We start from the raw sequence: 11,631 nt of genomic DNA on the forward strand, positions 1-11,631 counted from the left end.
CTTACTCCGCGGCAATCGACGGCACAGCGCCGTCGCTGGTCGAAGACCAGGTATATTGATCGATGCGCGCTTCGATGACGTCACGGAAATTACGGATCAAGCCCTGAACAGGCCAGGCCGCAGCGTCGCCGAGCGCACAGATTGTGTGCCCTTCGATTTGCTTGGTGACTTCAAACAGCATGTCGATTTCGCGCTTTTGTGCACGGCCTTCAACCATTCGGCCAAGAACGCGCATCATCCAGCCTGTGCCTTCTCGGCATGGCGTGCACTGGCCGCAGCTTTCGTGCTTGAAGAAAGCCGAAATGCGCCAGATGGCTTTCACTACATCGGTCGACTTATCCATGATGATCATGCCGCCGGTTCCGAAGCTCGACTTCTTCTCACGAAGACCGTCGAAGTCCATGATGGTGTCCATCATGTTTTCGGCCCGCACGATCGGACACGAGGCACCGCCCGGGATCACTGCAAGGAAATTATCCCAACCGCCGCGGATGCCGCCGCAGTGCTTTTCGATGATGTCCTTGAAGTTCTCACCCAAGGCTTCTTCAAAGGTACAGGGATTGTTGACGTGCCCCGAAACCATGAAGAGCTTGGTGCCCGTGTTATTGGCGCGGCCGATATTGGCGAACCAAGCGCCGGAACGACGGAGAATTTCCGGCACTACGGCGATGGATTCCACGTTATTGACAGTAGTTGGGTTGCCATAAACGCCCATACCCGCTGGGAATGGCGGCTTGAGGCGTGGCTGCCCCTTCTTGCCCTCTAGGCTTTCCATCAACGCCGTTTCTTCGCCGCAGATGTAAGCACCTGCGCCGTGGTGGACGATGATATCCAAGTCCCAACCGTGGATATTATCCTTGCCGATCAGCTTGGCGTCATAGGCCTCCTGCACAGCATGTTCGAGGTTTTGACGCTCACGGATGAACTCGCCGCGCACATAGATAAACGCGAGGTGCGCATCCATGGCGCGCGCCGCCAACAAACACCCTTCAATCAGGTGGTGCGGATCGTGGCGCAGGATTTCGCGGTCCTTACATGTGCCCGGTTCGGATTCGTCGGCGTTCACCAGAAGATAGTGTGGCCGGCCGTCATTGACCTTTGGCATGAAGGTCCATTTGAGTGCCGTCGGGAAGCCTGCACCACCACGACCGCGTAGGCCAGAGGCCTTCACTTCATTGGTGATCCAGTCACGCCCGGACTCGATAAATTCCTTAGTGCCAACCCAAGCGCCACGTTTCCGCGCGCCTTCCAGACGCCAGTCGTGGCGGCCGTAGAGGTTGGTGAAAATGCGATCCTTGTCAGCGAGCATGATGATCAGCTTTCCGCTTCACTACATAAAACCACCAGGCGGTCATACCGATGACCGCCCCAATCACCGCAGCAACCAGCCCATCGAGCTGAATGCCTGCGACGATCCCGAGACCTGAGACTATAGCTGTCCCCATAATCGCGAATGCCACCAGAAGGAGGATTTCGACCATGGTCAGCTTGCTTAGGTCAACTTTGCCATCAGCCATCAACGGGGATCCTTCCCGAAGACACGCCGATATTCTTCAATCCCGCCCTTGGCCAAAGCCTCAGCCTGACCTTTCCAATTGTCGCGCTGGGCACGGCCGGGGAAGGACAGTGCAGCTTCAACCTTGGCAAAATCCTCGTCGCTGAAAGCGGCAACCTGATCATAACGGGTCACGCCAAGCGCGTTGAGCTTGCTTTCGATGACGGGGCCGACACCGGAGATAAGCTTGAGATCATCCGCAGCGCCCGAGGGAGCCACAAAGAGTGGCATCACGCCGCCCTTCTCAGCATTCGGAGTGACTTCTTTGGGGTTAGCGGAGGCTGCAACCACAGCAGGCTCGTTGTCGCTTCCAACGCCTTTGCCGCCGTCGACCTTGCCTGCTGACGATTCAGCGCCGGTGGCGCCTTCACGCATTGCTGTGTTCGGCTTGCCGTCTGCCCCTGCTGAGACAGCAGCGTCTTTACGGTCCTTTTCGGCCTGAGCGGTCGAAACTTTGGCCTCAACAGGCGCACCCTTGAGCGCAGGTGCCGCCTCAGGCGCGATGTTCTTGGGCTGCGCGGCCGTAGTCGGCGCTTGCGGCGCGGCACCAGCGGCGGGCACGGCTGCTGGAGCGTCTGGAGCCGGAGGCGGTACGAACTTTTCGCGCTTGGCAGTTGGCTCCTCAGTGAGAACAACCAAGCCTGAAGCAGGCGCAGCGTTCAGACGATCGATCTGGGTGCCTGGCTTGATCGTGTCAGCACGACCAGCATGGAAAGCGTCGATGATTTCTTCGAGGCGTTCCGGCGTCAAATCCTCGTAGGTGTCTTGGAAGATCGCAACCATTGGTGCGTTCACACACGCGCCAGCGCATTCCACTTCTTCCCAAGACAGCGTGCCGTCTTCGTTGAGGTGGTGCGGTTCGTGGTGGATCTTGTTCTTACAAACTTCGATCAGTCCTTCTGCGCCGCGCAGCATGCAAGGCGTGGTGCCACAGACCTGAATATGAGCACGTGTGCCCACAGGCTGCAGCTGGAACTGAGTATAGAAGGTGGCGACTTCGAGCACCCGGATATAGGGCATGCCAAGCATTTCAGCGATCTTTTCGATCGTGGCGCGAGTGACCCAGCCATCCTGCTCTTGGGCACGCATCAACAGAGGGATCACAGCTGATTGCTGGCGTCCCGCGGGATAGAGGCCAATGCGCTTTTCAGCCCAGACCTGATTTTCTGCAGTAAAGGCGAAACTTGCCGGCTGTACCGACTCTTCCGCAAGGCGACGCACCGACATCAGCGATCAACCTCTCCGAACACAACGTCGATCGATCCGAGAATTGCCGTAACGTCAGCCAGCATGTGGTGACGGCACAGGTAATCCATGGCGCTTAGATGGGCAAAGCCCGGCGCACGAATGTGACAACGATAGGGTTTGTTGGTGCCATCAGACACCAGATAAACGCCGAACTCGCCCTTTGGCGCTTCGACGGCGGCATAGATTTCACCGGCAGGTACCTTGAACCCTTCGGTGTAGAGCTTGAAGTGATGGATGAGCGCTTCCATCGATTGCTTCATCTCACCGCGCTTAGGCGGAACGACCTTACCATCAGTAGAGGCCACTGGCCCCTTCCCGTCCGGAGCGTTCAGCTTATCAACGCACTGCGCCATAATGCGGGTCGACTGACGCATCTCTTCCATACGGACGAGATAGCGGTCGTAGCAGTCCCCATTCTGGCCAGTTGGGATGTCGAAATCCATTTCGGCATAGGCGTCGTAAGGCTGTGCCTTGCGCAAATCCCAAGCAGCGCCCGAACCACGAACCATGACCCCCGAGAACCCACGCCCCCAAGCTTCTTCGAGCGGGACAACACCGATATCGACGTTACGCTGCTTAAAGATGCGGTTGTTGGTGAGAAGGCGGTCAATGTCTTCGAGTGGCTGAATGAAATCCTTGCAGAATTGGCCGATATCATCGACCAACGCCTGCGGCAGATCCTGATGCACACCACCAGGACGGAAGTAGGCGGCATGCATACGAGCGCCCGATGCGCGCTCATAAAAAATCATCAGCTTTTCGCGCTGTTCAAACCCCCAAACAGGGGGCGTGAGCGCACCAATGTCCATGGCCTGCGTGGTCACGTTCATCAAATGGGCGAGCAAGCGGCCGATTTCGGCAAACAGGACACGAATAAGCTGGCCACGGCGAGGCACTTCGATGCCGAGCATGCGTTCAACTGCCAGCACATAGGCGTGCTCCTGGTTCATCGGCGCCACATAGTCCAGGCGATCGAAATACGGCAGTCCCTGCAGATAGGTCTTGTGCTCGATTAGCTTTTCAGTTCCGCGGTGCAGCAGGCCGATATGGGGATCAACGCGCTCAACGATTTCACCGTCGAGCTCCAAGATCATACGCAGCACACCGTGCGCCGAAGGGTGCACAGGGCCGAAGTTTAGCGTGAAGTTGCGAACGTCTACTTCGCTCATCAGTTCTTCGCCTTTTCGTCGCCGGGCAGCACATAGTCCGTGCCTTCCCATGGTGACAGGTAATCAAACGCACGAAATTCCTGCGCGAGCTTAACCGGCTCATAGACAACGCGACGACGCTCTTCGTCGTAGCGAACTTCTACAAAGCCGGTGAGCGGGAAGTCCTTGCGCAGCGGATTGCCGTCAAAACCGTAGTCGGTGAGGATGCGACGCAAATCGGGGTGATCTGAGAACAAAACGCCGTAGAGGTCATAGACCTCGCGCTCGAACCAGTTTGCCCCGGCGAACACGTCGCAAATCGACGGCACAAGGCTATTCTCGTCCGTCTGCAGCTTGAACCGGATACGCTGATTAAGGTGCGGACTCAGCAAGTGGTAAACCACGTCAAACCGCTGTTCGCGTTCTGGATAGTCCGCGCCGCAGACATCCACAAAAGAGATGAAGCGACATTTTGCGTCATCGCGCAGAAACCGCGCGACATCTACAACGGCATCCTTCGCTATGGAAACCGTCAGATCCCCGAAAGCGACGTCAAAGCCAATCACTGCGTCTCCCAGAGATGCGGCGATATATTCCCCCAGTGCGACTTGCGGGTCCACAACGACGGCAGTGTCCAAAATTTCAGTTTCGTCCATGACCCTGCCCTTATCTTTCGATCGTGCCGTCTCTGCGGATCTTCTTTTGCAAAAGAAGAATGCCGTAGAGCAGCGCTTCAGCAGTGGGCGGGCAGCCTGGAACGTAGACGTCTACGGGCAGAATGCGATCGCAACCGCGAACGACCGAATAGGAATAGTGGTAGTAGCCGCCGCCATTGGCGCAACTGCCCATGGAAATGACGTAGCGCGGCTCGGGCATCTGGTCATAGACCTTGCGCAGAGCGGGCGCCATTTTGTTCGTCAGCGTACCGGCGACGATCAGAACGTCCGACTGGCGCGGCGACGCACGGGGCGCCGTACCGAAGCGCTCCACGTCATAGCGCGGCATGGACATCTGCATCATCTCGACAGCGCAACAAGCCAGACCTGTCTGCATCCACATCAGCGAACCAGTGCGCGCCCAAGTGATCAATTGAGAGACCGTGGTCACAAGGAAGCCCTTGTCGGCCAGCTCGTTGTTCACGCCGACAAAGAACGGATCGTCAGCACCAACTGCCCTGCCCGTCGCCGGGTCCAGAGCACCTGTCGGACGGGGCGTAACCAGCGTGGTATCTGCGTGGCTCAATCCCATTCGAGAGCTCCCTTACTCCATTCGTAAATAAACCCGATGGTCAGCACCGCGAGGAAAACCATCATCGACCAAAAACCGAACCAACCGACATCCCGGAAGGCTACAGCCCAAGGAAAGAGGAAGGCGACTTCGAGGTCAAAAATGATGAACAGAATCGCGACCAGATAAAAACGCACATCAACCTTCATGCGCGCGTCGCTGAACGCCTCGAAGCCAGCTTCGAAAGCCGACACCTTTTCAGGGTCGGGACGTTTAACGGCGATCAAGAATGGCGCAATCAGCAATGCCGCGCCGATAAGGCCCGACAAGGCGATGAAGATAACAATGGGCAAATAATCGCTGAGCAAATCAGTCATGCGAGCAGCCTAAAAACTGTGTTCCGGCCAGGGCGGCCGTTTGGCATGCGGGTAGCATCGCAATTGGGGCGAGTGTACCGACACGCCGGTGATGCGAAACCGATTAGACCTTCCCCCATCCTGTTTCAAGGGAAAGAAAACATGACCACCACAATCATGTAATCGGACTACTGTCGAATACTGGAAATTAGTGCAGTTTCTCTGGCATTAGCCAGTGCAATTTGTCGCATTGACCGGCAAATCTCTCCCAGCCGACTGCATTATATTGCACTAGCCGAGCACCATTCAGCCCCTAAACGGGCAACGACAGGCCGAAATCTCAAGCCGAAGAGAATCGATCACATGTACCAATTTTCTCGCGAGCGTTTTACGCACCGCTCGTTAGTGTAGGGCACCCTAAAAAACAAAACGGCGAACCGCGCGAGCGGTCCGCCGAATTGGGTGCAAGTAAAGCATCGGAGCGCGCGAAGCGCCCCGATACGTTATCTTGGCTTAGAAGTGGTAGAAGGCACCAACGGTTGCCTTGGTCGCACGGAAGAAGTCGTCCGAGCCATTCTTGTCGAATGCGCCCTGACCAACGATTTCACCGCGAACGGTTACTGCGTCGGTTACAGCGAATTCAACGCCAGCGCCGAGCTGGTAGATACCAGCATTGTCAACGCCTTCACGAGCCTGGAAGCCAACGCCACCGATTGCGTATACGAGTGCGTTGTCGGTTACGACAGCACCAACGCGGAGGTTAGCGAAGAATTCACCGGACGAGTACGAGTCGTTCCAGAGCCAGTCACCGGTCACTTCAAGACCAACCAGAACTGGGTCCATTGGAATGAAGTTCACGCCAGCTGCAACGCCGAGAACACCATTGGTGGTGTCGATACGACCTGCGTTACCGTACTGCTGAGTACCAACCCACTGGCCGCCAACGCGAGCACCAGCATAGATACCTTCCCAATCAAAACCCGAAGAGGTTTCGATGATTGGCTGTGGGGTGGTTGGGATGATGAGGTCAGCTGCCTGAGCGCCACCAACCATAAGAGCTGCGGCCGAAACGCCGATAGCCAGAGAACGTACAAACATATCTTGCACTCCCAATAGAGTTAACCGTAGTCGCCCTGTAAATGACTCAGACAGAGGGAAGATACAAGTGCGTCAAAGCGCATTTTAGCCAGTGAGGCTAAGAATCCATGACCAATTGGCCCATGGTGTTGCAAAGAAACTACGGATTCGCTCCAATTTGAGACAAATCCTAGCTTTTGCGTCCATCCACACCCCTTGCAGCCAGATGGCGCAGCACAATAGGGCGGCAGATCACACTAGTGACACATTTCCGCCCTGTTTGCAACATTCGAACGCACGCCGCCGCGCGCATTCATTTAAGATTCGTTATCACTTTGATCAAAAATGCCAATTAGCGCCAAAAGTGATCAGATTCGTGGGCTCCCCACCGGAGATCGGGACACCACGGAGATATTGCGCACCCAAGGAAACCGAGTCCGAAATCGGAATTTCGAGCCCGCCGCCTAATAGGACTTGTTGGTTTGGCTGAGGTCCCAAATCCAGCCCGTACCCGGCTGCTGTGTACACGAGTAGGCTATCAGTCGCGATAACCCCTGCCCTGCCAAGGATCTCACCATAGGCCATAGCGTCATGACCTGTGGTGCCAGGAAGCCCACGGACGGCAACTTCCGCTCCAACTAAGTAAAAGTCGAACTGGGTTTGAATGCCAAGCTGCGCACCCAGCGCTAACGCTCCACCGTCATTATCGAGCACAGGGCCAGCACTGATCCCGGCGTAGAGTCCAGACCAATCAAAGTCGGCTTCATCGTAGATAGGCAAAGAAGCAGAGGTGGATATGGGCACCGCAATAGGCTCAGCAGCACCAGCCAAGCCAGTGTTCGACACCGCGCTCAGTATCAGAATGAGAATTCGAATTTGCGATTTCATCTGGCACCCCCTGCGGTGCGGCCCTTGCTATACCTCTAACTCAGCAGCGATGGCGGAGTTCCAAATCGTCTCCATGCCCTCAAGACAAAAAAAAGTCCCCGGCCTTGTGTGCATGAACCGGGGACTACTGGAGGTCGCAGGGAGGGAGGTGCCTGCAGTCGAAAAACGAAGTGGCGCGCGTTCGGTTCCAATTACTTAGAACGCAATCGGTATCCTCAATCAACGGCGCAAGATTTACACAAGAGCATAATTCCTTATATTTAACATCACTTTAGTAGAATTCAACACTGTGGATAGAGCGATAAAGATACAATTTTAGTCACTGCGTTAGCTTCTCGTTCGCCGACTCGGCCCAAATCAGTCGTCCATGAAAAACGACCGGCGCGACCAAGAACGAGATAGAGTGCGATTGCCAGCGACGCTCGTCTGGGGTGACGGGCTTCTGCGCGCAGCCGGGACGATTATTGAGCAATCATCCGGTGGTGCTCGAGTTCGCCTGGATGAAGAAACTAAGGTCGCCGCTGACTGCTATCTACTCTTCTCGCATCGACTTGAACCGTGTCGCGTGATTTGGCAGGCGCAAGGATCGATTGGCTTGAGCTTCGTGCTGCCTGAATAGCCTCTGCGCTCTCGCCCTCGTTGGAACCGACAACGGCCCCGCCCATTTTTCCATTCAATGGAGGCGAACAATGGCGACTGTCGTACGACTAACTGAGAAACAAATTCAAAGCTTGCTTGAGGATGCTCACGAGATCGAGCAGGAATTCAAAGCGATCTACGTTCAGCTCGAAAACGCGCAAGTGAGCGAAGGCATACTGGTCAGCTACCGAAAGCTGCACAATCGCTATTCCACAGCCATCAAATTCATTCACCGCCAACGTGAACTCGCAGGCAAAACGTAAAACGCTGCCTGTGAACGGAAAACGGTATGCTATTTCCGCACCTGAGCAAGGAATGGTACCCTTGGTAAATGACGGACCGTTTCACGCTCATCAACACTGCAACATTTCGGCAGGACATTAAGAAGAGTTGCTTCATCGCCCTGGCTGCTCCCATTGCATCAGAGGCGGACGCGAAGCAATTTCTAACGGAGAGTGCCGCAACTGATGCGGGGCATAATTGTTGGGCATGGCGCCTCGGCCAAGCCTATCGCTTTAGTGATGACGGCGAACCGAGTGGCACAGCAGGAAAGCCGATACTGCAGGCCATTGACGGTCAGAATTTAGATGGCGTCGTCGTCAACGTGTCGCGATGGTTTGGGGGCGTACTCCTCGGCAGCGGCGGACTAATCAGAGCTTATGGCGGAACCGCCGCCCAATGCTTGCGAAACGCCGAGAAAGCTCAGTTGATCGCAATGAGCACCGTCAAGATTACGGTGCCATTCGAGGACGTAGCACCCCTTCAAGCGCGCATCCCTACGTTTCCCTATGCCAGCATTTCGGCACAAGACTTCACCGCGACAGGTGCGAACCTGACAATTGCTGTGGCTCGTGACGCCGCCGAGGAACTGCGGGCTTACGCCATCAACAGTACCCGCGGCCGCGCCTTAGTCTTTGCGCAGGACGAAAGCTGACCCTTAGAGCAATCCGCTCACGACTTGTCTTGGCAATGCATCAATGCTCCGAGCAGCCCACTGTCGTGCCCTAGTGCAGCAGCACAAATCTCGGTGCGGAACAGCTCCGGCTCAGCGGCAACCTGACTTTTCACCCGATCGAGAAATCCTGGTGCCAAGCCGATGCTTCCGCCGATGGCAACGCGGTCCAACCCCAAAATTGAAGTGAGATCCGTTATCAGTGTGCCGACGCTAGCAGCGGCGAGCGCGATAACGCCTTCATGCTCGCCACTTTCAAAAACCGCTTTCGCATCTGCAAGCCCAGCCGCCGCGGCTAAAGCCTTACCACCGGCAATGCTCTCAACAGTTCCTACACGCCCGGAACCGCAACGCGCTGAGCCATACGGCGATGAGACGAAACCAACGTGGCCGGCAAGGCCGTTAGAGCTTTCGACAAGCTTCCCACCGAGGACAAGGCCGCCGCCAACGCCAGTAGACACTGTGATATAAGCAAAATTGTACGCCCCCTGCCCAGCCCCCAACTTCGCTTCAGCAACTGCCGCCGCCGCCGCATCATTTATTGCGCAGCTTTTGTGGCCAAAGCGCTCGCCGAGCAAGGCGCCCAACGGCGCCGCCGTAATTGCACTGAGAGTTTTGGTATTAACCGCGTGCCAATTGCCTTGGTGATCAACGCGCCCTGCGACAGCGACACCAACAGGCTGACCTTCTGAATGACCGATGCCTCTCAACAGGTCCGCCATCTTATCTATTTGCGCGTGCAGACCCGCAGCGGGATCTGTCATATCCTGCACTTTTACGGCCACGCGACCGTCTTCAATGCGCGCTGCTGCGATCTTAGTGCCGCCCAGATCAACCGCGAACCCGCTTAGGCTCATTTTGCGCTCCGAATGGCGTCAGCGAACCAAGAGGTAACATGTTCGAGACGCGTCAAGGCACTACCAACGGTAACCGCGTCTGCACCAGATTGCATGGCTGCTGCGGCCAAGTCAGGTGAATTAAGGCGGCCTTCAGCCATAACAAATGCACCTAAGGCTTTGAAGTCGCGGATAAGCCGGAAATCCGGTCCATCGTTATTCCCGGCTGTTGCCTCGGTGTAGCCGGACATGGTCGTGCCCAAAATCTGCGCACCACCAGCGAGCGCTAGCTTGCCATCAGCAAGAGTCGAACTGTCTGCCATCGCAATTTTCCCGGCTCCGAGAATAGCAGCCAGCACTGCTTCCTTGCTGTCAGGACGCGCGCGGTCAGTCGCGTCATAGGCTATTATGTCGGCACCGGCTTCTGCCAAAGCGATAGCTTCCGAAACACGCACGGTAATGCGAACAGGGCTGTCTTCGAGATCAGATTTTACAATGGCAATGATCGGGACATTGACCAGCGGGCGGGTCGCCTTGAGATTGTCGACACCTTCAATGCGAAGAGCAACAGCGCCACCGGCGACACAGGCCTGCGCCATGGCCGCAACAATCTCTGGGCGATCCATCGGACCGTCATCTACTGGCTGACACGAGGCCACCAGGCCCCCACGGATGCGGCTCAAAATGTCCACGATCTAGTCCTTTAAACGAGAGTACCGGCGGCAACGGGCGAACGTGTCGCCGCCGGAAACGGTATTCAGATTAACTGATCACGCCGAGATCGCGGGCGATCTTTTCAATCTTGGCAGTAGTTTCCGCATCCAAACCCTTCAGAGGCGCGGTCATCGTTGCCGACGAAATAATGCCGCGTGCGGCCATAACGACCTTGAACGCGCCAACACCGGTAGCGTCACCCGAGCGACCAGCCGGTACAAAAACGACTTCGAAAAGATCGTTGATGAACTTCTGTTCCTTGACGGCAGTGGCGTAGTCGCCAGCCTTAGCAGCGTCCCACAAACGGACGTACGCCGCTGCTTCGTAGTTCGCAGCGCCAGGAACGGCACCATCGGCACCGATAAGAGCCATGGCATCAACAACCATTTCGTGACCGGTGAACAGTACCAATGGCTTACCGGCAGCTTCGTTGTAGGCAAGGAGGCGACGGAACGACACGTCGTCGCCCGAAGAGTCCTTCACGCCAGCAATGACGCCTTCCTTACCGAGCTGAACGAGCAGCTTAGGCGACAGCTTTTTGTGAACGCGCACCGGAATGTCGTAGGCGAACAGTGGAACCGAAATACCCGCCTTGATGATGCGGAAGTGGTCAGCCACTTCAGCTTCATCGTTGATGGTGTACATTGGCGCGGTGGTCACGATGGAGTCTGCGCCGGCTTCAATCATCTTATTGGCGGTGCGAATGACGGTCTGCGGGGAGACTTCCATCGCGCCAGCGATAATCGGAACGCGACCAGCGTTGACCTTGGCGATGTGGCGAACGATCGCGACGCGATCTTCCTCAGACAAATAGCAGACCTGGCCGGTCGAGCCGAGGGCGAATAGGCCGTGCACGCCGGAGGCAATCAGGTACTCGACGAGGTTGGTGAGATCGTCAAAATTGACGGTGCCGTCCGCATTGAGCGGTGTGACGACTGGAGGAACGATGCCGTGATAAACGTGCTTAGACATGAGAGGACCAAGGGTCAGG

The 11,631-nt window shown here is 56.3% G+C and carries 14 protein-coding genes; 2 read left to right on the forward strand and 12 right to left on the reverse strand.

Going from position 1 to position 11,631, the window contains the following annotated elements:
* Position 1 precedes the first annotated feature (1 nt).
* The 9 genes from nuoF to HKD40_RS01675 form a co-directional block, all read right to left on the reverse strand.
* Positions 2–1,309: an NADH-quinone oxidoreductase subunit NuoF gene (nuoF, locus tag HKD40_RS01635; RefSeq protein WP_169193973.1), complete on the reverse strand. Its 1,308-nt coding sequence runs from the start codon at positions 1,307–1,309 to the stop codon at positions 2–4.
* Complete coding sequence (locus HKD40_RS01640; protein WP_169193974.1) at positions 1,299–1,517, reverse strand: hypothetical protein; 219 nt, start codon at positions 1,515–1,517, stop codon at positions 1,299–1,301. Before HKD40_RS01640 ends, nuoF begins: the two co-directional genes overlap by 11 nt.
* A complete protein-coding gene (nuoE, locus tag HKD40_RS01645) occupies positions 1,517–2,782 on the reverse strand; it encodes an NADH-quinone oxidoreductase subunit NuoE (protein ID WP_169193975.1) in 1,266 nt (421 codons plus the stop codon). Before nuoE ends, HKD40_RS01640 begins: the two co-directional genes overlap by 1 nt.
* Positions 2,782–3,972, reverse strand: coding sequence for an NADH-quinone oxidoreductase subunit D (locus HKD40_RS01650; RefSeq protein WP_169193976.1), 1,191 nt, complete (start codon positions 3,970–3,972; stop codon positions 2,782–2,784). Before HKD40_RS01650 ends, nuoE begins: the two co-directional genes overlap by 1 nt.
* A complete protein-coding gene (locus tag HKD40_RS01655) occupies positions 3,972–4,607 on the reverse strand; it encodes an NADH-quinone oxidoreductase subunit C (RefSeq protein WP_169193977.1) in 636 nt (211 codons plus the stop codon). The genes HKD40_RS01650 and HKD40_RS01655 overlap by 1 nt, the downstream gene beginning before the upstream one ends.
* A 10-nt stretch (positions 4,608–4,617) precedes the next feature.
* On the reverse strand, positions 4,618–5,199 hold the full coding sequence (locus HKD40_RS01660; RefSeq protein WP_169193978.1) for an NADH-quinone oxidoreductase subunit B: 582 nt from the start codon (positions 5,197–5,199) through the stop codon (positions 4,618–4,620).
* A complete protein-coding gene (locus tag HKD40_RS01665) occupies positions 5,190–5,555 on the reverse strand; it encodes an NADH-quinone oxidoreductase subunit A (protein WP_169193979.1) in 366 nt (121 codons plus the stop codon). The genes HKD40_RS01660 and HKD40_RS01665 overlap by 10 nt, the downstream gene beginning before the upstream one ends.
* Positions 5,556–6,047: 492 nt before the next feature.
* On the reverse strand, positions 6,048–6,632 hold the full coding sequence (locus HKD40_RS01670; RefSeq protein ID WP_169193980.1) for an outer membrane beta-barrel protein: 585 nt from the start codon (positions 6,630–6,632) through the stop codon (positions 6,048–6,050).
* A gap of 318 nt (positions 6,633–6,950) precedes the next feature.
* Positions 6,951–7,499 (reverse strand): porin family protein, encoded by a 549-nt coding sequence (locus HKD40_RS01675; RefSeq protein WP_169193981.1) that lies wholly within the window; start codon positions 7,497–7,499, stop codon positions 6,951–6,953.
* A 689-nt stretch (positions 7,500–8,188) separates the two neighbouring features.
* Between HKD40_RS01675 and HKD40_RS01680 the strand changes: the two genes are divergently transcribed.
* Both HKD40_RS01680 and HKD40_RS01685 read left to right on the forward strand, forming a co-directional pair.
* Entirely contained in the window at positions 8,189–8,401 is a 213-nt protein-coding gene (locus HKD40_RS01680) for a hypothetical protein (RefSeq protein WP_169193982.1), read from the forward strand.
* Between the two features lie 68 nt (positions 8,402–8,469).
* The gene (locus HKD40_RS01685) at positions 8,470–9,072 is read left to right on the forward strand and encodes a YigZ family protein (RefSeq protein ID WP_169193983.1); all 603 of its coding nucleotides are present in this window, start codon (positions 8,470–8,472) and stop codon (positions 9,070–9,072) included.
* A gap of 17 nt (positions 9,073–9,089) precedes the next feature.
* Here the strand turns inward: HKD40_RS01685 and HKD40_RS01690 are convergent, their stop codons facing one another.
* The 3 genes from HKD40_RS01690 to HKD40_RS01700 all read right to left on the reverse strand — a co-directional run bounded on the left by HKD40_RS01690 (position 9,090) and on the right by HKD40_RS01700 (position 11,612).
* Positions 9,090–9,947: an ROK family protein gene (locus tag HKD40_RS01690; protein WP_169193984.1), complete on the reverse strand. Its 858-nt coding sequence runs from the start codon at positions 9,945–9,947 to the stop codon at positions 9,090–9,092.
* A complete protein-coding gene (locus tag HKD40_RS01695; protein WP_169193985.1) occupies positions 9,944–10,618 on the reverse strand; it encodes a putative N-acetylmannosamine-6-phosphate 2-epimerase in 675 nt (224 codons plus the stop codon). Before HKD40_RS01695 ends, HKD40_RS01690 begins: the two co-directional genes overlap by 4 nt.
* A 70-nt stretch (positions 10,619–10,688) precedes the next feature.
* Positions 10,689–11,612 (reverse strand): dihydrodipicolinate synthase family protein, encoded by a 924-nt coding sequence (locus HKD40_RS01700; RefSeq protein WP_169193986.1) that lies wholly within the window; start codon positions 11,610–11,612, stop codon positions 10,689–10,691.
* Positions 11,613–11,631 lie beyond the last annotated feature (19 nt).

Source organism: Devosia sp. MC1541, from assembly GCF_012847305.1.
Taxonomy (GTDB): Bacteria; Pseudomonadota; Alphaproteobacteria; order Rhizobiales; family Devosiaceae; genus Devosia.

What these genes read in the sequence shown, in the direction of transcription:
- HKD40_RS01690 (WP_169193984.1), bottom strand. Translation starts at nt 9,947, where the DNA reads ATGAGCCTAAGCGGGTTCGCGGTTGATCTGGGCGGCACTAAGATCGCA.
- HKD40_RS01675 (WP_169193981.1), bottom strand. Translation starts at nt 7,499, where the DNA reads ATGAAATCGCAAATTCGAATTCTCATTCTGATACTGAGCGCGGTGTCG.
- HKD40_RS01700 (WP_169193986.1), bottom strand. Translation starts at nt 11,612, where the DNA reads ATGTCTAAGCACGTTTATCACGGCATCGTTCCTCCAGTCGTCACACCG.
- HKD40_RS01670 (WP_169193980.1), bottom strand. Translation starts at nt 6,632, where the DNA reads ATGTTTGTACGTTCTCTGGCTATCGGCGTTTCGGCCGCAGCTCTTATG.
- HKD40_RS01655 (WP_169193977.1), bottom strand. Translation starts at nt 4,607, where the DNA reads ATGGACGAAACTGAAATTTTGGACACTGCCGTCGTTGTGGACCCGCAA.
- nuoF (WP_169193973.1), bottom strand. Translation starts at nt 1,309, where the DNA reads ATGCTCGCTGACAAGGATCGCATTTTCACCAACCTCTACGGCCGCCAC.
- HKD40_RS01660 (WP_169193978.1), bottom strand. Translation starts at nt 5,199, where the DNA reads ATGGGATTGAGCCACGCAGATACCACGCTGGTTACGCCCCGTCCGACA.
- HKD40_RS01685 (WP_169193983.1), top strand. Translation starts at nt 8,470, where the DNA reads ATGACGGACCGTTTCACGCTCATCAACACTGCAACATTTCGGCAGGAC.
- HKD40_RS01665 (WP_169193979.1), bottom strand. Translation starts at nt 5,555, where the DNA reads ATGACTGATTTGCTCAGCGATTATTTGCCCATTGTTATCTTCATCGCC.
- HKD40_RS01640 (WP_169193974.1), bottom strand. Translation starts at nt 1,517, where the DNA reads ATGGCTGATGGCAAAGTTGACCTAAGCAAGCTGACCATGGTCGAAATC.
- HKD40_RS01680 (WP_169193982.1), top strand. Translation starts at nt 8,189, where the DNA reads ATGGCGACTGTCGTACGACTAACTGAGAAACAAATTCAAAGCTTGCTT.
- HKD40_RS01650 (WP_169193976.1), bottom strand. Translation starts at nt 3,972, where the DNA reads ATGAGCGAAGTAGACGTTCGCAACTTCACGCTAAACTTCGGCCCTGTG.
- nuoE (WP_169193975.1), bottom strand. Translation starts at nt 2,782, where the DNA reads ATGTCGGTGCGTCGCCTTGCGGAAGAGTCGGTACAGCCGGCAAGTTTC.